General features: G+C 53.2%; 25 protein-coding genes. 22 read left to right on the forward strand and 3 right to left on the reverse strand.

The window, feature by feature from the left end:
* Positions 1–44 precede the first annotated feature (44 nt).
* The 3 genes from BS29_RS04040 to BS29_RS04050 all read left to right on the forward strand — a co-directional run bounded on the left by BS29_RS04040 (position 45) and on the right by BS29_RS04050 (position 3,173).
* Positions 45–1,532, forward strand: coding sequence for a SulP family inorganic anion transporter (locus tag BS29_RS04040; RefSeq protein WP_229955938.1), 1,488 nt, complete (start codon positions 45–47; stop codon positions 1,530–1,532).
* 127 nt (positions 1,533–1,659) lie between these two features.
* A complete protein-coding gene (locus BS29_RS04045) occupies positions 1,660–2,292 on the forward strand; it encodes a glutathione S-transferase family protein (RefSeq protein ID WP_229955939.1) in 633 nt (210 codons plus the stop codon).
* Positions 2,292–3,173, forward strand: coding sequence for a DMT family transporter (locus tag BS29_RS04050; protein ID WP_229955940.1), 882 nt, complete (start codon positions 2,292–2,294; stop codon positions 3,171–3,173). Before BS29_RS04045 ends, BS29_RS04050 begins: the two co-directional genes overlap by 1 nt.
* On the opposite strand, the gene BS29_RS04055 is transcribed toward BS29_RS04050, so the two are convergent.
* A complete protein-coding gene (locus BS29_RS04055; protein ID WP_229955941.1) occupies positions 3,170–3,691 on the reverse strand; it encodes a sterol desaturase family protein in 522 nt (173 codons plus the stop codon). The genes BS29_RS04050 and BS29_RS04055 overlap by 4 nt on opposite strands.
* Positions 3,692–3,804: 113 nt before the next feature.
* Here BS29_RS04055 and leuC point away from each other — a divergent pair, with 113 nt between their 5' ends.
* From leuC to BS29_RS04150, 19 genes are all read left to right on the forward strand, one after another.
* The gene (gene leuC / locus BS29_RS04060; RefSeq protein WP_229955942.1) at positions 3,805–5,244 is read left to right on the forward strand and encodes a 3-isopropylmalate dehydratase large subunit; all 1,440 of its coding nucleotides are present in this window, start codon (positions 3,805–3,807) and stop codon (positions 5,242–5,244) included.
* 14 nt (positions 5,245–5,258) lie between these two features.
* Positions 5,259–5,510: a hypothetical protein gene (locus BS29_RS04065; protein ID WP_229955943.1), complete on the forward strand. Its 252-nt coding sequence runs from the start codon at positions 5,259–5,261 to the stop codon at positions 5,508–5,510.
* On the forward strand, positions 5,507–6,100 hold the full coding sequence (leuD, locus tag BS29_RS04070; protein WP_229955944.1) for a 3-isopropylmalate dehydratase small subunit: 594 nt from the start codon (positions 5,507–5,509) through the stop codon (positions 6,098–6,100). Before BS29_RS04065 ends, leuD begins: the two co-directional genes overlap by 4 nt.
* A gap of 36 nt (positions 6,101–6,136) precedes the next feature.
* Positions 6,137–7,138 (forward strand): NADPH:quinone oxidoreductase family protein, encoded by a 1,002-nt coding sequence (locus tag BS29_RS04075; protein WP_229955945.1) that lies wholly within the window; start codon positions 6,137–6,139, stop codon positions 7,136–7,138.
* A gap of 87 nt (positions 7,139–7,225) precedes the next feature.
* On the forward strand, positions 7,226–7,552 hold the full coding sequence (locus BS29_RS04080) for a DUF1476 domain-containing protein (RefSeq protein ID WP_229955946.1): 327 nt from the start codon (positions 7,226–7,228) through the stop codon (positions 7,550–7,552).
* A gap of 11 nt (positions 7,553–7,563) precedes the next feature.
* Positions 7,564–7,797: a BolA family protein gene (locus BS29_RS04085; protein WP_229955947.1), complete on the forward strand. Its 234-nt coding sequence runs from the start codon at positions 7,564–7,566 to the stop codon at positions 7,795–7,797.
* Positions 7,798–7,818: 21 nt separating this feature from the next.
* Positions 7,819–8,154, forward strand: coding sequence for a Grx4 family monothiol glutaredoxin (gene grxD / locus BS29_RS04090; protein WP_229955948.1), 336 nt, complete (start codon positions 7,819–7,821; stop codon positions 8,152–8,154).
* Positions 8,155–8,625: 471 nt separating this feature from the next.
* On the forward strand, positions 8,626–8,994 hold the full coding sequence (locus tag BS29_RS04095) for a BlaI/MecI/CopY family transcriptional regulator (protein WP_229955949.1): 369 nt from the start codon (positions 8,626–8,628) through the stop codon (positions 8,992–8,994).
* Complete coding sequence (locus BS29_RS04100) at positions 8,991–11,153, forward strand: M56 family metallopeptidase (protein WP_229955950.1); 2,163 nt, start codon at positions 8,991–8,993, stop codon at positions 11,151–11,153. The genes BS29_RS04095 and BS29_RS04100 overlap by 4 nt, the downstream gene beginning before the upstream one ends.
* A 124-nt stretch (positions 11,154–11,277) precedes the next feature.
* Entirely contained in the window at positions 11,278–12,156 is an 879-nt protein-coding gene (locus BS29_RS04105; RefSeq protein WP_229955951.1) for an MBL fold metallo-hydrolase, read from the forward strand.
* A complete protein-coding gene (locus BS29_RS04110) occupies positions 12,153–12,854 on the forward strand; it encodes a DUF4230 domain-containing protein (protein WP_229955952.1) in 702 nt (233 codons plus the stop codon). Before BS29_RS04105 ends, BS29_RS04110 begins: the two co-directional genes overlap by 4 nt.
* The gene (locus tag BS29_RS04115; RefSeq protein ID WP_229955953.1) at positions 12,854–13,942 is read left to right on the forward strand and encodes a Kelch repeat-containing protein; all 1,089 of its coding nucleotides are present in this window, start codon (positions 12,854–12,856) and stop codon (positions 13,940–13,942) included. Before BS29_RS04110 ends, BS29_RS04115 begins: the two co-directional genes overlap by 1 nt.
* 54 nt (positions 13,943–13,996) lie before the next feature.
* Complete coding sequence (gene nadA / locus BS29_RS04120; protein ID WP_229955954.1) at positions 13,997–15,010, forward strand: quinolinate synthase NadA; 1,014 nt, start codon at positions 13,997–13,999, stop codon at positions 15,008–15,010.
* Positions 15,011–15,016: 6 nt separating this feature from the next.
* A complete protein-coding gene (locus tag BS29_RS04125) occupies positions 15,017–15,637 on the forward strand; it encodes a glutathione S-transferase family protein (RefSeq protein ID WP_229955955.1) in 621 nt (206 codons plus the stop codon).
* On the forward strand, positions 15,634–16,482 hold the full coding sequence (gene nadC, locus BS29_RS04130; protein WP_229955956.1) for a carboxylating nicotinate-nucleotide diphosphorylase: 849 nt from the start codon (positions 15,634–15,636) through the stop codon (positions 16,480–16,482). Before BS29_RS04125 ends, nadC begins: the two co-directional genes overlap by 4 nt.
* Positions 16,483–16,517: 35 nt before the next feature.
* On the forward strand, positions 16,518–16,943 hold the full coding sequence (locus BS29_RS04135; RefSeq protein WP_229955957.1) for a hypothetical protein: 426 nt from the start codon (positions 16,518–16,520) through the stop codon (positions 16,941–16,943).
* A gap of 109 nt (positions 16,944–17,052) precedes the next feature.
* Complete coding sequence (locus tag BS29_RS04140) at positions 17,053–17,460, forward strand: hypothetical protein (protein WP_229955958.1); 408 nt, start codon at positions 17,053–17,055, stop codon at positions 17,458–17,460.
* Between the two features lie 47 nt (positions 17,461–17,507).
* The gene (locus tag BS29_RS04145) at positions 17,508–17,978 is read left to right on the forward strand and encodes a hypothetical protein (RefSeq protein ID WP_229955959.1); all 471 of its coding nucleotides are present in this window, start codon (positions 17,508–17,510) and stop codon (positions 17,976–17,978) included.
* A gap of 64 nt (positions 17,979–18,042) precedes the next feature.
* Positions 18,043–18,714: a ribonuclease T2 family protein gene (locus tag BS29_RS04150; protein ID WP_229955960.1), complete on the forward strand. Its 672-nt coding sequence runs from the start codon at positions 18,043–18,045 to the stop codon at positions 18,712–18,714.
* On the opposite strand, the gene BS29_RS04155 is transcribed toward BS29_RS04150, so the two are convergent.
* Together BS29_RS04155 and BS29_RS04160 are read right to left on the reverse strand one after the other, a co-directional pair.
* Positions 18,711–19,133 (reverse strand): DUF4112 domain-containing protein, encoded by a 423-nt coding sequence (locus BS29_RS04155; protein WP_229956940.1) that lies wholly within the window; start codon positions 19,131–19,133, stop codon positions 18,711–18,713. The genes BS29_RS04150 and BS29_RS04155 overlap by 4 nt on opposite strands.
* Positions 19,134–19,165: 32 nt before the next feature.
* Positions 19,166–20,686 (reverse strand): ABC transporter substrate-binding protein, encoded by a 1,521-nt coding sequence (locus BS29_RS04160; protein ID WP_229955961.1) that lies wholly within the window; start codon positions 20,684–20,686, stop codon positions 19,166–19,168.
* Position 20,687: the final 1 nt, after the last annotated feature.

Raw genomic sequence — 20,687 nt, forward strand, 5'->3', positions numbered from 1 at the left:
TTGCAGCAATTTAATCTGACATTTCAATCGGTGGGGACCGAATCATGGCAATACACAGCGACTTTAAACGCGACTGGCTTTCCAATCCGAAAACCGAATTTTTGGCCGGTTTGGTGGTGGCGCTTGCCCTGATCCCGGAAGCTATTGGTTTTGCGATAATCGCCGGTGTTGACCCACGTGTGGGGCTCTACGCCAGTTTCTCGATCGCCGTAATTATCTCGATGATTGGCGGCCGACCAGGGATGATTAGCGCTGCGACTGCGGCTGTGGCCGTGTTGGTGGTGCCGCTGGTGCGCGATCATGGTGTCGAATATCTATTCGCTGCGACAATATTAATGGGCATTTTCCAGGCGATAGCGGCGTTGCTGCGCCTGGACTTGTTGATGCGCTTTGTCTCACGATCGGTGATTACCGGCTTCGTCAACGCGCTCGCGATTCTGATCTTCATGGCGCAATTGCCGCAACTGACTGGTGAAGCGTTTACGTGGCAAACCTATGCGATGGTCGCTGCAGGTCTTGCCATCATCTATGGCTTGCCAAAACTGACCAGTTGGGTGCCGTCGCCATTGGCCGCAATTATCGTGCTGGCAGCAGTCAGCATGTATTTCAGGGTCGATGTATCAACGGTTGGCGATATGGGTGAATTGCCGGACAGCTTGCCGTGGATTCACATTCCGCAAATTCCGATCACATGGGAAACGCTCCAGATTATTGCGCCCTATTCCTTGGCGATGGCGGCGGTTGGCTTGTTGGAATCCCTGCTTACCGCTTCAATCGTCGATGACATGACGGAAACCCGCAGTGACAAGAAGCGTGAAACCTATGGTCAGGGCATTGCCAATTTCGTGACCGGTTTTATCGGCGGCATGGGCGGCTGCGCAATGATCGGCCAGTCGGTGATCAATATTAAATCAGGCGGTCGGCGGCGGCTTTCGACCTTTGTCGCGGGCGTGATGCTGTTGGTGCTGATTGTCGGTCTTGGACCGCTTGTGGCGCAAATCCCGATGCCTGCTTTGGTCGCGGTGATGATCTTTGTGTCGATCAGTACTTTCCGCTGGAAAAGTTTCACCGAGATTACCCATCACCCTTGGCCTTCCAATGTGGTGATGATTGCCACTGTTGTGATGGTTGTTGCGACCCATGACCTGTCCATCGGTGTGCTGACCGGTGTCTTGCTCTCCGGTATCTTCTTCGCCTGGAAAGTGCGTCAGCTTGTTACCATTCAGGATTTTGTCGAAGTCACAACGCACCGTTATGTCTTTGGCGGCCAGATATTCTTCGGCTCTGTCGATATGCTTTATGAAGCGATGGAGTTTAACGAAGAAGGCATTGATACAGTGGTTATCGATGTCCATGACGCACATTTCTGGGACATCTCGGCAACCGGCATGCTCGACAAGATTGTCGAACGTCTGCAAAATGAAGGCAAGACGGTTGAGCTCATTGGTCTGAATGAAGCCAGTGCGACGTTGGTCGAGAAATACAGCGACAATGACAGGCCGTTTGAGAGCCTGGGAGTCGTGGGGCACTAAGTGTTTGGCTGAGACCATATTGTGCCCAGATACGGAGCGCTCAAACACTGTTTTTGTTGTTTGTGCTTTTGACAGCATCTAGGCTTTGGCATAGCGAAGCTGTTCAAACCCCACAGGAGCCTCAGCCATGATCACATTACACCATCTGGAATATAGCCGTTCAACCCGTATCATCTGGCTGCTGGAAGAACTGGGGCTGGAATATGAAATGGTGCGACATCAACGCCATCCTGAGACCATGCGTGCGCAGGCCGATCTGGCCGCCGTCCATCCGTTGGCCAAAGCACCGACAGTGATTATCGATGGTCACCTGATGATGGAATCCGGGGCGGTGATTGAATATATTCTGGAGCAATATGGCGACGGCAAGCTGGCGCCTGAGCCGGGATCCAAAGATCGAGCGGAATATCTCGAATGGCTGCATTTCGCCGAGGGTACTTTAGCCAACCCGGTAATTGTACAAATGCTTGCGCCGCGCTTTGGCGGGCTCGGTGAAGGCTATGTGCCATTTGTCGAGGGCGAGGTCGTGAAGCTGCTCGACTATGTGGAGCATCATCTCGACAATCGGGAATATCTCGTTGGAGAGAGCTTTACTGGAGCAGATATCAACATCATGTATGTCGTTGAGCTAGCCATGGCCGCTGGAATGCTCGCCAATCGTCCGGCCATGATGGATTATGGCAAGCGGATGATGGCGCGCGCCGGATATAAAAAGGCCATTGAACTGGGCGGACCAGTTGTACCTACGCTCGCAGGCTAGTGGCCGCTGCGGATCAATCGTCTGACCATATGGGTGGACGTCTTTTAACAGCATTATTGCTGATATTGACGCTATGTGCCTTTGCCGGCAATTCCCTGCTCAACCGCGCGGCTTTGGCTGAAAATACCATTGATTGGGCAAGTTTTACCGTCATCCGTCTGGTATCTGGCGCAATCATGCTGGCGCTCTTGTTGGGCATTCAACATGGCCGATCGGTCCTCCCGCGCCGCGATACTCTGGTTCCTGCAATTGCCCTGTTTGTTTATGCTGTCAGCTTTTCCTTCGCTTATATTTCGCTGGATGCCGCAATTGGCGCACTGATTCTGTTTCCTGCCGGGCAATTGAGCTTGCAGATGATCGGTATTTTCCGCGGCATTTATCCAACGGCTATACAATGGATCGGCCTTTTTCTTGCCACAGCCGGATTGGTTATTTTTCTCGCGCCGGGCGATACCGCACCGCCTTTGATAGGCGGGCTGATCATGGCACTGGCTGGCATAGCTTGGGGCTTTTACAGTTGGGCTGGAAAAGGAGCCGCGCGGCCAGCATTGGCGACAGCCCGAAATTTTGTTGGTGCAGGCTTGCTTTGCGCTTTGTTGATCCCACTGATGGACTATGGTGGGCAAATCGAACCGAAGGGCGTTTATCTGGCGATCGTCTCCGGCACGATTACATCTGGTTTGGGTTACATTACCTGGTACGCTGTTTTGCCGCGTATCTCAGTGAGTACTGCTGCTGCCTCTCAGCTTTCGGTTCCGGCAATTGCGGCACTTGGCGGCGTAATGCTGCTCGGAGAAACACTGACCACACGGTTTTTTATAGGCAGTGCAATGATTTTTGCCGGAATTGGTTTGACGATGTTCAAAATAGGCAGGGCCTAAACGGCACCAACAGAATCTCTAACCACGGCCTTGCCGGTCTCTCGTTGCACCTTGAGTTCCGCCTTCAGTTTGGCCGGGTCGCGCGCAAAGACGAAACCAAAGCTGACACCGCCTTCTTTGCCAATCGTAGCGTGATGGAGCTTATGGGCCTGCACCAGCCGTTTTGCATAACCACGCTTTGGAACATATTTAAAATAACGCTGATGCACCAAGCCATCGTGAATCAGGGTGTAAATAATGCCATAGAATAATATGCCCAAGCCGATCCAGGTGCCTGGTTCCCAGGCAGAATTGCCCATGATCATCGGACTGCCGATGGCAAACATCGAAATACTCATGACGGCCCCGACAATGCCATAAAGATCATTTTTCTCGAGCATTTTATCATGGGGTTCGTGATGGTCGCGATGCCAATTCCAACCAAAACCGTGCATGATATATTTATGTGCACCCCAAGCGACGAATTCCATCGCAATGACGGAAGCTAGGACGGTGGCTATGATTGCAAAAATACTCATTGGCTAAAGATACGCCTTTCTGATCGGGTTTTGAAGTCACTTCTCACTTGCGCCGCCAATTGATCTGGGTAAACGAAACACCATATTGCTTGTGAGGATGGTATAACGCCGAGATGACTGAAGCCAAAACGCTATACGAGAAAATTTGGGACGCGCATGTCGTGGATCAGCGCGAAGACGGAACAGCGTTGATCTATATCGACCGCCATCTGGTGCATGAAGTGACAAGCCCTCAGGCTTTTGAAGGATTGCGCAAGGCCGGGCGTAAGGTCCGCCGCCCGGATCTGACGCTGGCGGTCCCGGATCATAACCTACCGACAACGCCACGTGTTGATGCCAGTGGTAATAAGATTCCGATAGCCGACCCACAAAGCGCGGCACAGCTGGAAGCGCTTGAAAAAAATGCACCAGCCTTCGGTATAAAATATATCGGTGCGAGTGATGCGGAGCAGGGCATTGTCCACGTCATTGGACCTGAACAAGGCTTTACTTTACCAGGCACAACCTTGGTTTGCGGCGACAGCCATACGGCAGCCCATGGTGCCCTGGGCGCACTGGCATTTGGCATTGGCACCAGTGAAGTCGAGCATGTGCTCGCTACGCAGACCTTGCAACTGTCTCGGTCCAAGTCGATGGAAATTCGTGTCGAAGGCTCGCTTGGCCCCGGTGTTAGCCCAAAAGATCTTATCCTGCATATAATTGGAGTGATCGGTACGGCTGGCGGAACGGGACATGTCATCGAATATCGCGGTGAGGTCTTTGACCAGATGTCGATTGAAGGCCGGTTGACGGTATCAAACATGTCGATCGAAGCCGGCGCCAGGGCCGGTCTGATCGCACCGGATGAAAAAACCTTTGCCTATTTAAAAGGCCGCCCCATGGCCCCTAAAGGTGGTGATTGGGATGCGGCAGTTGCCTATTGGAAAACATTGCCAACTGATGAGGGCGCACAATTTGACAAGAGCGTTACGATTCAAGCTTCTGATGTCGCACCGACTGTGACTTGGGGTACTAGTCCGGAAGATGTTGTGCCGGTAACTGGCCAGGTTCCTGCACCAGAGAGCTTTACTGACGCGTCCAAACAAGACGCGGCGCGCAAGTCGCTGGACTATATGGGGCTTTCTGCTGGGCAGGCGATGGACGATGTTGCGGTGGAAAATATTTTCATTGGCAGTTGCACCAACAGTCGGATCGAAGATTTGCGAGCTGCCGCAGAAGTTCTCGATGGCCGGAAAAAGGCAGAAAGCGTCAAATGGGCAATTGTCGTCCCCGGATCAGGCCTGGTGAAAGCGCAGGCAGAAGCCGAAGGTTTGGACAAGATATTCACCGCGTCTGGCTTTGAATGGCGAGAGCCAGGCTGTTCGGCTTGTCTGGGTATGAATCCGGACAAAGTGCCGCCGGGCGAGCGTTGTGCTTCGACATCCAATCGGAATTTTGTGGGTCGACAGGGGCCAGGCGCACGGACGCATCTCATGTCGCCAGCAATGGCAGCTGCCGCTGCAGTGACGGGAAAGCTCACGGACGTCCGTGATTTGATGGGCGCGAACGGATAGGATAAGGTTGAAAAATGGCAGATGATAACGGCAAGTCCGCTGATAAGGGCACCAAAGATACAGGTAAAGAAGGCAAGAAAAGCAAGTGGTCCACTGGCGCCAAAGTTGGTGCCGCTGTGGGGTCAGCCGCTGTTGCCGCAGCACTGATCTATGCCGGGCGGCACAAGATGCGCAAGCTGGATGAATTCAAGGCGTCGGAACCAAAGCCCGGGACTCGTTATGAAAATGAGCCCGTCGATGATCCTGATGAAGCAGGTGACGAATGAGGCCGGTTCGCTCTGTTGAAGGGCGTGCTATTCCTTTCGGCCAGAAAAATGTCGATACCGATGTTATTATAGCGGCCGAGTGGCTGAAAACCGTGTCGCGAGAAGGCCTTGGCAAGGGTGCGTTTGAATCGATCCGCGCGCAAGAAGGCAATGTATTTGATGATCCGGAATATGCCGGGGCATCCATCCTGATCGCTGGCGATAATTTTGGTTGCGGTTCCAGCCGTGAGCATGCCGCATGGGCACTGGATGATATGGGCATCAAGGCGATTATCGCCCCCAGCTTTTCCGATATATTTTCAGGCAATGCCTTTAAGAACGGTCTATTGGCGATTGCCTTGCCGCAGGACGCCATTGATCGGTTGATGGAGGTTGCCAAGACCGACCCCATTACGATCGACATGGAAAGCATGAGCGTGACAACACCCTTTCAGGATCGCTTCACGTTTGAAATGGACCCGTTTCGCCAACAATGCCTGATGGAAGGGTTGGATGAAATTGACCTGACAATGTCAAAATCGGATGCCATAGAGACACATGAAAAGCGCGTTGATTCTGCGCAGCCTTGGCACAGGCCAGTGGTCGCATAAACGCCATAAAATATTGCTGGGAAAGAGGAAGATAATATGAAAGCATTGATGTCCACAAAAGTCGGTGGTCCGGATAGTTTGGAAATGATGGACGTTGATGATCCGGTCGCTGGCAAGGGGCAGGTGGTCATTGATGTCAAGGCATGTTCGATCAACTATCCCGATGTTTTGATTATACAAGACATGTACCAATTCAAACCGCCTCGGCCTTTTGCCCCTGGTGGGGAAGTGTCTGGCGTCATCGCCGAAATTGGCGAAGGTGTTACAGGCTTTCAAATAGGCGACCGGGTTGCATCCACGACTGGCCATGGCGGTCTGGTCGAGAAAGTCGCGGTTGATCACAATAGCGTGTTCAAAATTCCCGACAGTGTGAGCTTTGAAGACGCATCCGCACTCATCCTGACATATGGGACGTCAATCCATGCCTTGGTTGACCGCGGCCATATCAAAGAAGGCGACACCTTGCTCGTCCTAGGTGCATCAGGCGGCGTCGGTATCGCAGCTGTTGAACTTGGCAAAGCTTTTGGCGCGCGCGTCGTCGCGGCTGTGTCTTCCGAAGAAAAAGCTGCCTTTGCGAAGGCTGCCGGTGCTGATGAAACAGTTGTTTATGATCGCGCACCTTTTGACAAGGATCAGTCCAAGGCGCTTGCCGGGCAGTTCAAGGCGGCTGTAGGCCCCAATGGCGCAGACGTGATTTATGATGCTGTTGGCGGCGACTATAGTGAGCCAGCCGTGCGCTCGATCGCATGGGAAGGTCGTTTTCTGGTCGTTGGCTTCCCAGCCGGCATCGCGAAATTGCCACTGAATTTGACGCTGTTAAAGTCCTGTGACGTTTGTGGTGTTTTCTGGGGCGCTTATGCCATGCGCGATCCGGCTGGCAATCGGTCTCATATCAATCGGTTGTTCAAGCTGTGGGGGCAAGGTATGATCCAGCCGCGCGTATCGGAAGTTTTCGACTTTGCCGATGCCGGTAAGGCCATTCAAAAAATGGCAGACCGCGGCGCAATTGGTAAGCTGGTTGTGAAAGTTTCTGACTAAGCGACCGGTGGCTCTTGTCGCCGGAGCGGCCAGTGCCTATTTTATCTAAAATGGTCCAGCGATGGACAACGCGAATAAGGGAAGATTATGGCCGGTTTTGAAGATCGTGAAAAAGCGTTTGAAACGAAATTCGCACGCGATGAAGAAATGCAGTTTAAACTGACGGCGCGGCGCAATCGCTTAATCGGTGAGTGGGCTGCTGAAAAAATGAACCTGACTGATGAAGAAACCGATGCCTATGCGAAGGCGGTTGTTCAGGCTGATTTTGAAGAAGCTGGTGATGAAGATGTTATTCGCAAGCTGCTTGGCGATCTTACCTCGGCCGGCGTGGAAGTGGATGATGCCGGTATTCGCACCATTTTGGCTGACAAGATGGTGGAAGCGCGGCGTCAGTTCATCGAAGAAGCTGAATAGGATCACCTGCAATGCCCATGGCAAGCGATGACATCAAGGCAATGATCCTGGAAGCCTTTCCTGACGCAATTGTCGAGATACAGGATCTTGCCGGTGACGGCGACCATTATGCGGCGAAAGTCGTGACACCAGCATTTGCAGGTATGAACAGGGTGAAACAGCACCAGGCCGTCTATGCGGCATTGAAAGGCAAAATGGGCGGAGAGCTGCATGCGTTGCAGTTGACCACAGGAATTCCTGAATAGGGCCCGAAAAGGAGATTGAAAATGAACGACGCAGTGCATGCAAAGATCGACACCATGGTCACATCCAACGACGTGGTTTTGTTTATGAAGGGCACACCCCTTTTCCCGCAATGCGGCTTCTCGAGTAAAGCGGTCGCTATTCTTGAGCATCTCGGCGTTGGCTTTGAATCCGTGGACGTTCTTCAGGATATGGACGTGCGTCAGGGGATTAAGGAATTTTCCGATTGGCCTACAATTCCACAGCTTTACGTCAAAGGCGAATTTATTGGCGGTAGCGATATCATGATGGAAATGTATGAAGCTGGTGAATTGGGCGAGTTGATGGCTGAGAAAAAGGTCGCACCGGCAGCGAGCTAGTTTCTCGCACATCGCACTTAACAATCGCGATAGTCGCAGCAAGGCGACCCTCCAGCGTTAGAATCAAAAACGGCCCGGATTAGGAGATCCGAGCCGTTTTTCTGTGGGAACAGGGTTGTCTAAATTTTAATGAGAGGGGACGGCGGAGACCAGTACGCTGTCCCCCTCATTTGCGTTTCATGGGTGTGAAACATAGGAACACCCGTAACCTTGCATCGCACGTGCCAGTTTTTTCCAAATGATATTTTACAACTACTTAGCTGGTAAAAGCCGTGTTAACTTCTTCGCCCTTGTAAATTTTTCCGACAATATCCAGGCGAATGAGCCTCGGGTTCAACGCGTTGTGGCCAAACCACTTGTCGCAATATGTAAAATTACACATTTACAATTGTAGTCGATGTAACTACAGCTGTAGTCAGTAGCGAGTCTTAGTCGTTCAATTTTGGCAATTTCATTTGGGAGAAATTGGATATGGTAGAACGTATCAGTGATGCCGAACATGAGATTATGGAGGTGCTTTGGCACAGAGCGCCGCTAACCGCTACCGAAGTGGCTGACCGTGTTGCCGATGCAAGAGGTTGGTCGCTACAAACTGTCAAAACGCTGTTATCACGCCTTGCTACAAAAGCCGTTATCGGCACGGAGCGTGATGGTCGGCGTTTTCTTTATTCACCACTGGTTGAGCGGGATACTTATCTGGCTGGTGTTTCACGGAAATTTGTTGACCGTCTTTTCGGAGGGAAAGTCACACCGTTGGTTGCCCATCTGGCCGAAGCCGATGAGCTGAGCGATGACGATATAAGGGAAATCGAAGAGCTTTTGAGGGAGTTGAAGGGATGACCAACTGGATGATGGACACGATGGTGTCGATGACGTTGCTCATGGCACTGGTGCTAATAATTCGGAAGCCGGTGGCTCACTTTTTTGGCGCACATATTGCTTATCTTTTATGGGCTTTGCCTTTGGCGCGGCTATTCATGCCTACACTCACATTGGAAGCGCCGGCCCCGGTTGTATCCGGCGAATTGGCCGCTGCTACTCCGCTCCTTTCGGAAATCGCGATGGCTGCACCTTCTGAAACTGTGGCCGTAAGTGCTCTCGCTTCTGTTGACTGGACGATGATCGCTCTGGTTGTCTGGCTGGGTGGAGCAGGTATGCTCTTCATCAGCAAACTGGCAGCCTATTTTCAGTTTCGCGAGGACATCGTGTCAGACGGTCGTTTGGTCGGTCGTCATGGACGTATCCAGATCCTTGAAACGGCTGCCGTTGGTGGGCCGCTGGCTTTCGGTCTGTTCAAAAAATATATTGCTGTTCCAACAAATTTCTTCCGCGACTATGCGCCGCGCGAACGGGAATTGGCGCTGGAACATGAAATTGCCCATCATGAATCGGGTGACCTTGCCGCCAATTTCGTCGGTCTGCTTATCTTGTCACTGCACTGGTTCAATCCGGTGGCGTGGTTAGCGTGGATCGCCTTCCGGCAGGACCAGGAAACAGCCTGTGACGCCCGCATTTTGAATAACAACGGCCGTGATTTGCGAGCCGTTTATGGCCGGACCATTGCGAAATCAGTGTCCGGGCACAAGCTTGGCCTTGCCAGTCCGTTAAATCAGAAGAATAAGATAAAGGACCGCCTGAAGATGCTCGGTCAGTCTGAAAAATCGCCCTTCCGCAAGCGTATGGGCGCCTTGATGGTTGGTGCGAGTACGGTGGTGGCATTGCCGCTGACCGCGACGGTTACCTATGCTGTGGAAGCAGAGGCGCACCCGCATGAAGATAGTCTGGTTGTGGATGAAGCAGTCATCGACAGTGACAATATTGCTGTCGATGTGAGTCCTAAGAGACAGGGCATAAAAATCAGTCGGAAAGCCACCAGCGTTGATGTCGGCCCTGACGGCGCCATGGTTACCGAAAAAACCGCGGACGGGTATAAATATATCGTCCAGAATGAGGACGGTAACTTCCAGTTTCGTTCAAAGCGTAAGTTGACGGATGAGGAAATTGCCAAAAAGCTGAAGAAATTCAGTGTTTCTCAGAGCAATTTAGACACATCCTGGACGCCAGTGGCTCCGGTTCCGCCTGTGCCCCCTGTACCGCCGGTTGCTCCATCGGATCTGGAATGGGTGGCCAAGGGTAAAGCCGAAAAAGCCGTGCAAATAACGATGCTCAATGGTGAAAAGGATTGGGCCAAAGTTCGTGCCAGAGGAAACGGACATGTCCACAAGATCAAATATAATGGCCGTACTGTTGTCCTTCGAACCAACAAAAAACTGAGCAAAGCAGAAATCAAGGAAATGGTCCAAGAGGCAGAGGAATCCCGCCTTGAAGCCGAAGAAGCTGCGCGCGAGGCGAGACTTGATCGTGAGGAAGCACAGCGCGAACTTGCGGAAGCTGCTCGGGAACTCAGAGAAGCAGAGCGGGAGTGGAAACGCGAGTGGGAGCAAGAACGCAAAGAAGCATCGCGTATGGATCGCGAAGCCAAGCGGGAAATAGAGCGTTCTTTGCGGGAAGCCCAGCGTGAAGTTCGTCGTGCCCAACGCGAGGTCGCGAGAGAATTAAGGCAAGTTGAAAGAGAAGCCCGTGAAGCCCAGCGCGAAGCCGAGCAGGAGGCCCGTGAAGCGAAAAGCGTGGCGGCCCGAATTTGGGATGTTACGCAAATCGCCTTCAAGCCGAATTTCCGTGCTGCAGCAAGCAGTTCAAGTCGTTCAAGCAGCTCAAGTAGCTCGAGTAGTTCCAAAAGCGTGAAACTTGATTGTAAGGCTATGAACAGGGAAATCGCCTTTGCCGGACAAGGCACTATGAATGACCGGGCATGGGCAAGCGTCATTGGCTGCACTGACAAGGAACAGAAAATAAAATTACAAGTCACCTTGAAAAAGCTGGAAAAAAAGCGCGCCAAGGCGGCGGAATGCAACAGCAAAGACGCCAAGCATCTGTTGAAAATCGAGAATTTTGATCAAGAAATCAAAAATCTGAAGGCCCAGCTTTCGATGACCTGACACAGGTCAAGCCCTTCTCAAAACCAATCGTCACAAGATCGGGAGCGGCTGTACAGACAGTCGCTCCCGATTTTGTGGTGATATTCAAGTTTGTTTTATGGCCTGAATATGCCACATCTTGAGCATGAGCGCAGATTTTGATCCGAGCAACTTTCCAACTGGCCTGGCTGAACAGCTGGAACCGCTTGTCGTGCGGGTGCTTGCCGGCAATCCTAGCCCCTATACCTATACCGGCACGCAGACCTATCTTGTGGGCAATAAGACAGACCGGGCCGTGATTGATCCTGGTCCAGCGATTGATGATCATATCGACGCGATCATGGCTGCGGTTGGTGATGTAAAGATCAGCGCGATCATGTGTACCCACACCCACCGTGATCATAGCCCGGCCGCCGCGCCTTTGTCAGATCGCACTGGTGCACCCATTATCGGTTGTGCACCATTGGTACTCGATGACGATGGTCCGCGCGCGGACGAAAGTTTTGACAAAAGCTATTCGCCCGACCGAGTGCTGGAGGATGGCGAAACCCTCTCTGGCGATGGCTGGACCATTGAAGCGGTCGCGACACCGGGACATACGTCCAATCATCTTTGCCTTTCGGTTCAGGAATCTGGCGCGCTGTTCACCGGTGATCATGTCATGGCCTGGTCGACCAGCGTGATCGTGCCGCCGGATGGTGATATGGCGGACTATATGGCCAGCCTGCAAAAGCTCTATGAACGCGATGACAAGGTCTATTATCCGGCCCATGGCAAAAAGGTAGATAAACCCCGGCAATTGGTACGCGGCATGATGGGGCACCGCAAACAGCGCGAGCGTCAGATACTAAAAATACTCGAAAGCGGTCCATCGGTCATTCCCGATATGGTGACGCAAATGTACAAGGGGCTTGATCCCCGCCTGAAAGGTGCGGCCGGTCAATCCGTGCGTGCGCATCTGATCGACCTGCAGAACCGCGAAATTGTAGCCGTCGATGGCGAACTCTGGAAAATGTTGGCATGAAACGACGCTTCGCCATTCCCTTGGCGATCATGGCAGGCGTGTTGGTCATCCTCGGCGCCCTGTCCTGGCTGTTGCTTTCCAAGTTTGAGAGTGGCTTCACACCCGATCCTGTTTCGATTGCCAGCGCCAGTCTCGACGGATTGCGCGAACAGAACCGGCTGACAGTCTTTTCCGCCAGCTACAACGCAACGGTAACGACCTCGGTAAGCCGCATGGGGCTTTCAGCCCGCAAGACACTGATCATGCCGGGATCGGTGCGCTATGAGGTTGATCTCGCCAAGCTGGATGCTGGCAAGGTTCGCTGGGATGAGGCTAGCAAGACATTGTCCGTGGAAATACCGCCAATCGAAATTGCCCGGCCAGAGGTGCAGATAGATCGGATACAAAGCTATGATGATGGCGGGATATTAATGGCGCTGACCGATGCCGAAAAGACGCTGGATCAGGCCAATCGAAAAAAGGGTGTAGCTGAACTCGCCAAACAGGCGCAAAACCCTTTGCAGATGCGATTGGCACGGGATGCCGCTCGGCGAGCGGTGGAGAGCAGCTTTGTCCTACCGCTGCGTGCGGCCGGACTGGATGCCAAAGTGGATGCGTTTTTTGCGTTTGAGCGCGGAGCGGCTAATCAAGATCGCTGGGACGTCTCGCGGTCGATCAAGGACGTGTTGGCGGACAAGGAAAAGCAAGGAGCGGAGTGATGAGATTTTGGAGCAAGGCTGCAGCAATTGGCATGGCAATGTTTGTCAGCGCCTGTGGACAAGAGCCTACGGAACAGCCTGCATCTGCACCCGTTTCGTCGACGGCTGAATTTGCGCTGCCTATCCCGATCAGCAACAATGCCGTAGTGGCAGCCGAGGGGCCGGATGGCCCGACGCTATACAGTTTCAATGGCCTGAAATCTGGAAAGAGCTGGAAAGATACCAGTAATGCCGCTTTCGCCTGTATCATCAGCATCAAGGATTGCGAAGAAATTGCGTCAGTGCCGGTGGAAGAAGGACGTCTTGCTAGTTCTGCCGTAACGGTGGCGGGTAAGATCTATCTCTTCGGTGGCTATACTGTGGCCGAAAATGGCGACGAAGTCTCTACCCCCGAAGTCTTTGTTTTTGAACCCAAATCCAATGCTTACACGCGCCTTGCCGATATGCCGACGCCGGTCGATGATATGGTCGCACTACCTTATCGCGGGCGCTATATTTATCTGGTGTCTGGCTGGCATGATGAGGGCAATGTTAGTCTCGTCCAGCTTTATGACACGCAATTTGATACGTGGAGCATGGCAACGGAATTTCCCGGCAAGCCAGTATTCGGCCATGCGGGCGGAATAGCCAATCACAGCATGATCATCACCGATGGGGTGGCCGTTGCCGGACTGGTCGATGGCAAACGCAAATTTGCCGCCGCCCCCTTTGCCTGGCGCGGCGATATCGATCCGGGTGACCCGAAGCGGATTACCTGGCGCGCGATTGATGCCCATCCGGGCGGTCCCCAATATCGCATGGCGGCTATGGGCGATAATGATCGCGGTTTGATCCTGTTTGCCGGAGGTGGCGACAACCCTTATAATTATGACGGCATCGGTTATGATGGAGAGCCCGCCAAACCGACGGACCGGATCTTTGGCTATGATCTGAAAGCGGATCAGTGGATAGAACTGGGCAAATTGGCCGAACCCGGCATGGATCATCGCGCTCTCGTAAAGTCGGGCGATGATTACTATATCATGGGGGGAATGGATGCGGATCAGGCCGTGACAGCACGGATCATGAAATTCCGCATCGATGATTGATCTTCGCCGCTACCTCGTGGCATAGCGGCGGTAAGTTACTTAAAGGAAAAGACAATGGACGCACGTGGCGGAATTGGTGGCAGCTTGGCTGGGGTAGATGTGATCGAAGAAATCCACCGTCTGCGCAAAGAGCGCAACGCGATCATCCTGGCGCATTATTACCAGAAACCGGAAATTCAGGACATTGCCGATTTTGTCGGTGACAGTCTGGAGCTTTCCCGCAAGGCAGCGGAAACCGATGCCGATGTGATTGCCTTTTGCGGCGTGAAGTTCATGGCGGAAACGGCGAAAATCCTCTCGCCAGAGAAGATTGTCGTGCTGCCGGACATGGACGCGGGATGCAGCCTCGAAGACAGCTGCCCGCCGGATAAGTTCAAGGCATTTCGCGATGAACATCCCGACCATATCGCGCTCACCTATATTAACTGCTCGGCCGAAGTGAAGGCGCTCAGCGACATTATCGTGACCAGCTCGTCCGCCGAACATATTCTCTCGCAAATTCCAAAGGATCAGAAGATCATCTTTGGTCCGGACAAGCATCTGGGCGGCTATATCGCCAAGAAAACCGGTCGCGACATGTTGCTGTGGCCCGGCGTCTGCATTGTCCATGAGGCGTTTAGCGAGACGGAGCTTCTCAAGCTGCAGACTCAGCATCCCGATGCGCCGGTGGCGGCCCATCCCGAATGCCCGGCCTATATATTGGATCACGCAGACATGGTTGGCTCAACAAGTGCGATCCTGAAGTTCGCCAAGGAAACGGACAGCGACACGGTGATCGTCGCTACTGAGCCGCATATCATCCATCAGATGGAAAAAGCGGTGCCGGAAAAGAATTTCATCGGCGCGCCCGGTGCGGACGGCAACTGCAACTGCAATATCTGCCCCTATATGGCGCTCAATACGATGGAGAAGCTCTATGTAGCGCTCCGCGATCTGGAACCGCGCATCGAAATGGACGAGGAGCTGCGCCTGCAGGCCCGCAAGTCGATCGACAAGATGATGGAAATGGCCAGCGCAACCGTAGGGCAGGGCGATCTGGGACCGGCTGATCTGGCGCATGAGGGGTGATTGGTGATGCTGAAGTTATACTTCGCACCACTTACCCGCTCCATCAGAATCAAATGGCTTCTCGAAGAACTGGACATCGCCCATGAAATAGTGCCGGTGGCGTTCAATCGCGATGGCAGCCGCGGCTTTGCGCAAAACACGCCAACGGGAAAATTTCCCTATATTGAAGACGGCGACGTTGGGTTGTCGGAGTCTGGCGCGATTGTTCAATATATATTGGACCATTATGGTGATGGCAGGTTGCAACCACCAATCGGATCACCAGCCCGGGCGGCATATCTATACTGGCTTCACTATTCCGAAGGCACAGCTGCCCAACCCATTAATACCATCGTCTGGTTGACGGTCTATCGCGATGATGCCGAAAAGCATCAGGCGATTATTGAAGCAATGCGAACGTCTGCCGACCATATTTTTGATGAAGTAGAACAAACTGTTTCTAAACAGCCATTTCTTGCTGGAGATGAATTGACAGGAGCAGATATTATGATGGGCTTTACGCTTTGGTCTGCAAAGATGCTTGGCGTCTTGTCTGATCAACACCCTAACACCGTTCAATTTCTAAAAAGGCTTGCTTCAAGACCGGCCTTTGAAAAGGCATTGGTAGAAAGTAGACGATTAAAATGACCTTCACTCTGGACCGCTTCGATCTCGACGCCTTTGTCGCATCTACCCTTGCTGAAGACCTTGGCCCAACAGGCCGCGACGTCACCTCGGAAGCCGTGATCCCCGAAGATGCCATCTTCACCGGGGTAATGGACAGTCGCCACGACGCGGTTATCGTGGGCCTGCCAATTGCCGAGGCGTTTTTCCGGTCGCTTGATCCCGATGTCGAGATTGAAATCCTCGCGGAGGAAGGCCAGGCGGTGGAGGCTGGCACAGATATCATGCGCCTGAAAGGTAAAGGGCGTGCGATGCTGACCGCTGAACGCAGCGCGCTCAATACGGTGCAGCATCTCACTGGCATTGCGACCATGACCAATGAATATGTGCGCAAGATTGTCGGCACGGGTTGTACCTTGCTGGATACGCGCAAAACGATCCCCGGCCTGCGCGTGCTGGAAAAATATGCCACGCGCATGGGCGGAGCGGAGAACCATCGCATGGGCCTGTGGGATGCGGCGATGATCAAGGATAATCATGTCGCGGTTGCGGGTAATATCAGCGAGGCGGTGAAGCGCGCGGTTGATGCCGGGATCGAGCGGATCATTGTCGAAGTAGACCGCGTTGATCAGATCGAACCGGCGCTGGCGGCGGGGGCAACGCATTTGCTGCTCGACAATATGGAGCCAGCAACCTTGCGCGGGGCCGTTACGCTTATCGGCGGGCGTGTGGTGACCGAAGCATCGGGCGGCGTGACGCTGGAAACGATTTTCGACAAAGCCGATACGGGCGTTGATTTCATATCGGTTGGGCGTTTGACTCAATCAGCGCCAGCAGCGGATATCGGACTGGACTTTGCACAGGTGTGAGTTAGTTTGCCCGGATCATCACGGGAGACACCATCATGCGGCCGACATCAATCATAAGATTTGAACAGCTTTTTCTCACGTCACTGGCAATCGGTATCATCAACGTCATTTTGACTTGGGATACGACAATGGCGGCGATACAGGCCGACCCCAATTCGGCTGCTTTGGGACCGAATTTCGCTTATATTACAACCGCTATCGGCTTTGGGATCAACTTACTGCTCTGGTATCTGGCTGCTCGAAAAGCAGTTGGGGCGGTGAAGTGGATTTTGCTGGTGTTAATGGTCATAGGTGTGTTGGCGCTGCCGTCATCTTTTGCGATATTGCCACCGCTCAATCTCGCCATCGCACTGGCCTTGACGGTCATGCAAGCGATCGCGGTCTATATGCTGTTCCGGCCCGATTCCAAAAGATGGTTTGCTGGTGAGAAAGACGTAGATCTGGAAAAAACATTCGAGTGATCGTTTTGACAGATTCGGCCTAAGGCACTGCTAATATTTGGATTTGATTGCGCTTTTGGCTAGGCCGTTCCGGGGAAGCATGGGTTCTAGACATAGTCCGGAGGCCCTAGTGCGACCAAATTCCATCATCAGATTCGAACAGCTTTTCCTGGGCGCGCTTGCGCTCAATATCCTCAATATCATATTGAATTGGGACACCTGGTCGATGGTTATGTCCCGCGGCAGTGGTAGTGATGGCATGAATGCTTTTGCCACCTATACCATCATCGCTTTCCCCTTTCTCATCAACCTGTGGCTGTGGTTCAAAATTGCGCGCAAAGCCTCCAATATCGGCAAATGGCTGCTCATCATCATGTATGTCATTGGTGTGATCTGGTCGCTCGCGACAGTAGATAACTACCGGACGCTTGGCCTGACGATATTGTTCACAATCCTCGCGCTAAAGGCCGGGGCGATTTATATGCTGTTCAGAAGTGATGCGAAGCAATGGCTTGCCGGTAAAACTGTGGTGACGTAGAAATCGCTGGATAAGCCCGTTCATTTGGGGCTAGGTCTGCGATTGATATGAAACGCTCGCGGCCCAAGTCTATCCTCTGGTTTGAGAGATTCTTTTTCCTGTCTTTAGGTATAGAACTGTTAAATGAATATATGACATGGCCAGTGATGCTGGAAGAGATTCATTGGGAATCGTCAAGCTATATGATGCTTTGGTCTGCTATTATCGCTCTATCACTGCTGCTATGGTATTTTCTGGCCATCAAAGCAAAAGCGTGGGCGCGATGGGTGCAAATCATATTAGCAGGAATGGGCGCTATTTTCCTATTGATAGAGATTGGCTCGATTTTAGCACCTGCCATCGAAGATGGTAATCCAACCCATGTGGTTTGGGACAATATGATTTGGCCTGAAACCTTCACTTTTTTATATGTCTTGGTCGTAGTCACGAACCTCGTTGCTACCTATTTTCTATTCCGACCGGATGCGGTTAAATGGTTCGACGATAAGCAAATAGCGATTGATACCGTCTTTGATTAATATGACACGAGCCACCCTGTATATATCCGCCATTCAAGCAGCCACTCTAATAACAGCGTTATCATTGACTGTATCCGCCCAGGCTCAAGCCTACCAATGCCGGGCACCTGCGCTAACCAAACCCGCCGCGCCGGCTAGCAAACCTGCCAAAGAACCGCGCCGGATCACACCCGTCTCCGGCTATACGCTGGCAATGAGCTGGTCGCCGGAATATTGCCGGCTACGCAAGGACAGCGCTCGCGACAAAAACCAATGCAGCGGGGATGATGGGAGCTTCGGGTTCATCCTCCACGGGCTTTGGCCGGATGCGCAGGGAAATAGCTATCCGCAATGGTGCCGCGCGACCAAGGCGCTGTCACCGGCATTGGTAAAGCGCAATTTTTGCATGATGCCCTCCACCCGGTTGATGGCCAAGGAATGGGCCAAACATGGCACCTGCATGACGCGGCGACCGGAAACCTATTTCCGGATATCGCAGATCATGTTTGGTGCAGTGGAATTTCCCAATATGGACCGGCTGTCGCGCAGTCCCCTGACGGCTGGCGGCCTGCGCGAAGCTTTTGCGGCGGCGAATGAAGGCCTGCAATCGGACATGATCCGATTGAAAGTCAACCGGCGGGGCTGGCTGGAAGAGGTACGGCTATGCCTTGGAAAGAGCTTCAGGCCGCAGCGCTGCCCACGAAATATGCGGGGATTGAAGGACGATAGGCCGGTAAAAATCTGGCGCGGCGCTTAGCCCTCCAGCGTACGCGTACCGGGATGATGCTTGTCGAGATGCTTGACAATAATCCGCAAATTGCGGCTGTTGGAGCGCCAGAGAAAGTCGAAAACATCGCCGGCGAGTGGAATTGCGCCCAAGGCGGTATCAATGCCGACATTGGTCGCCATCCGGGTTAGTTGCCATTTGGACATGCCCAAATTGCGGGCTTCCCATACGATATAGGCACCCATGGCTGCGGTAACGATATCGCCGACCACCGGGATCAATCCAACCAGGGAATCCAGGCCGATAGGCTTGTTGATACCGGGCACGACAAAGGCGCGCTCCAGCACCTTTTCCATAGCTTCTACACGGTTGCGCACAGATTGCGGATCGCGGCTGACATCTGGCAATTGTTCGGCCAGACGCTTCAACTGTTCTTCCGAAATTGCCATACGCCCTCCCACGATATTTTTTACTGTCATGTCTAAGATATAGGTACGCCAACCAGCAGATTCAATGGGTGCCAGCCGCGTGGATTCACCGCAAGCCCGCGCTGGTTGGGCCTTGCGATGGACCAGCGGACCGGAACGGCGAGCGGAATGAAGCTATAATGACTAACCAGCATCACTTCCGCTTCGGCATAAAGCCGCGCCTTGGCCTGCAAGTTGATAGCTGCTTCGGCTTGGGCGATTTTCGCATCTGCATCATTCAGGCAAACTGACATTGCCGTGCAGGTCAAACGATACAAAAACCACCGGGTGCTGTCATAGGCCGCGATTTCATCAATCAAGCGGATATCCGCCGCCTGATCCGGTCCGACTTGAATGGCATTAAGCCCAACCCGCCGCAGGTCAGATTGTACGCGCAGGAACAATATATCGGCTCCCGCCGCATCCGGCAGGGAAATGATCAGTGGGCTGACCGGTCCCTCCAATGCCTCCCAGCGTGAAACATGTTCGCGGGCATAGGCCTGTCGCGCCTGAATGGTCATGCTCGACCAGTCGGGCCGCGCATTTATCCCGTCCACATCAAGCGCCTCGGGCACGATTTTCTGGCGGCTTTGCCAGGCCGTTACATTGGGAAAAGAAGTCAAAAGCGCTGGCCGATCAATGGCCATCGACAATATCTCGCGGTTTTTGGGAACGGCCCAAAAACCCTCGGCCCGCAGGAATTGGAAACCGAACAGGCCGGCAACCGGATCGAGCCGCAGATCATTGGTGCTGATGCCCGCTTCCTCGACCAGCGGCAAGTGATGGAACTTCCCGTTCAAGATCACATCAGTATAGCCGGCTGTATAGCGCGCAACGGCCTTGGCTGCGTTTTCGCTTCTCAGGATGATCCGGCGAGGATCTTCGGGGGCTTCTTCGTCAACAGCCTGCTCTTCTTCTTCTTCGCCTACCTCACCTTCTGCATCGGGTTCCTGCAGCGGCATGACACCCAGCGTATAGGCATCGCCTTCCTCCAGCTGACGCATCGGGCCAGCGCCGTTTCCGGATCGGAAAAGTCCCAATTCGGGCTGGGCAATGAGTTGCAGGAAATTGGGATGTGCGGTTGTCAATCGGATTTCAATGACGCGCCCGGTCATCGACACGATTTCATCAATATTCTGCAAATCCGGGCCTAGGCGGCTCTGCTCCAACTCGGCAATTCGCTCTTGCAGCAAGGTTGCAATCGCCTCGGCCGTAACCGGACGGCCATCATCCCACTGCACATCATTCAGCCGGAATATATAGCTCAACCCGTCATCCGTCACGATCCACCGCGCGGCCAGTGACGGCACCACACGGCCCTGTTCATCAAAACCAACCAGCCCTTTGGCTATGGCGGATCGCGCTATCGCAGAAGCGTGATTGAGATTGATGCCAATCGGTTTGATCACCGGGTCCGCGTCTTCAATAACAATGACCCGCGCGCGATCTTCGTCCCCGACCGCACTGCAGGCGGCCAAGCTCAATGATGCTGATGTTAGTGCAATCAGGACAGAAAAGGGAGAGCGGCTGGTCATC

Origin of the sequence: Parasphingorhabdus litoris DSM 22379 (genome assembly GCF_020906275.1) — a bacterium.
Taxonomy (GTDB): Bacteria; Pseudomonadota; Alphaproteobacteria; order Sphingomonadales; family Sphingomonadaceae; genus Parasphingorhabdus; species Parasphingorhabdus litoris.

What these genes read in the sequence shown, in the direction of transcription:
- BS29_RS04080 (WP_229955946.1), top strand. Translation starts at nt 7,226, where the DNA reads ATGGCCGGTTTTGAAGATCGTGAAAAAGCGTTTGAAACGAAATTCGCA.
- BS29_RS04115 (WP_229955953.1), top strand. Translation starts at nt 12,854, where the DNA reads ATGAGATTTTGGAGCAAGGCTGCAGCAATTGGCATGGCAATGTTTGTC.
- BS29_RS04085 (WP_229955947.1), top strand. Translation starts at nt 7,564, where the DNA reads ATGCCCATGGCAAGCGATGACATCAAGGCAATGATCCTGGAAGCCTTT.
- BS29_RS04065 (WP_229955943.1), top strand. Translation starts at nt 5,259, where the DNA reads ATGGCAGATGATAACGGCAAGTCCGCTGATAAGGGCACCAAAGATACA.
- BS29_RS04105 (WP_229955951.1), top strand. Translation starts at nt 11,278, where the DNA reads ATGAGCGCAGATTTTGATCCGAGCAACTTTCCAACTGGCCTGGCTGAA.
- nadA (WP_229955954.1), top strand. Translation starts at nt 13,997, where the DNA reads ATGGACGCACGTGGCGGAATTGGTGGCAGCTTGGCTGGGGTAGATGTG.
- BS29_RS04135 (WP_229955957.1), top strand. Translation starts at nt 16,518, where the DNA reads ATGCGGCCGACATCAATCATAAGATTTGAACAGCTTTTTCTCACGTCA.
- BS29_RS04055 (WP_229955941.1), bottom strand. Translation starts at nt 3,691, where the DNA reads ATGAGTATTTTTGCAATCATAGCCACCGTCCTAGCTTCCGTCATTGCG.
- BS29_RS04040 (WP_229955938.1), top strand. Translation starts at nt 45, where the DNA reads ATGGCAATACACAGCGACTTTAAACGCGACTGGCTTTCCAATCCGAAA.
- BS29_RS04145 (WP_229955959.1), top strand. Translation starts at nt 17,508, where the DNA reads ATGAAACGCTCGCGGCCCAAGTCTATCCTCTGGTTTGAGAGATTCTTT.
- BS29_RS04045 (WP_229955939.1), top strand. Translation starts at nt 1,660, where the DNA reads ATGATCACATTACACCATCTGGAATATAGCCGTTCAACCCGTATCATC.
- leuC (WP_229955942.1), top strand. Translation starts at nt 3,805, where the DNA reads ATGACTGAAGCCAAAACGCTATACGAGAAAATTTGGGACGCGCATGTC.
- BS29_RS04110 (WP_229955952.1), top strand. Translation starts at nt 12,153, where the DNA reads ATGAAACGACGCTTCGCCATTCCCTTGGCGATCATGGCAGGCGTGTTG.
- BS29_RS04100 (WP_229955950.1), top strand. Translation starts at nt 8,991, where the DNA reads ATGACCAACTGGATGATGGACACGATGGTGTCGATGACGTTGCTCATG.
- grxD (WP_229955948.1), top strand. Translation starts at nt 7,819, where the DNA reads ATGAACGACGCAGTGCATGCAAAGATCGACACCATGGTCACATCCAAC.
- BS29_RS04125 (WP_229955955.1), top strand. Translation starts at nt 15,017, where the DNA reads ATGCTGAAGTTATACTTCGCACCACTTACCCGCTCCATCAGAATCAAA.
- BS29_RS04095 (WP_229955949.1), top strand. Translation starts at nt 8,626, where the DNA reads ATGGTAGAACGTATCAGTGATGCCGAACATGAGATTATGGAGGTGCTT.
- BS29_RS04155 (WP_229956940.1), bottom strand. Translation starts at nt 19,133, where the DNA reads ATGGCAATTTCGGAAGAACAGTTGAAGCGTCTGGCCGAACAATTGCCA.
- BS29_RS04075 (WP_229955945.1), top strand. Translation starts at nt 6,137, where the DNA reads ATGAAAGCATTGATGTCCACAAAAGTCGGTGGTCCGGATAGTTTGGAA.
- leuD (WP_229955944.1), top strand. Translation starts at nt 5,507, where the DNA reads ATGAGGCCGGTTCGCTCTGTTGAAGGGCGTGCTATTCCTTTCGGCCAG.
- nadC (WP_229955956.1), top strand. Translation starts at nt 15,634, where the DNA reads ATGACCTTCACTCTGGACCGCTTCGATCTCGACGCCTTTGTCGCATCT.
- BS29_RS04160 (WP_229955961.1), bottom strand. Translation starts at nt 20,686, where the DNA reads ATGACCAGCCGCTCTCCCTTTTCTGTCCTGATTGCACTAACATCAGCA.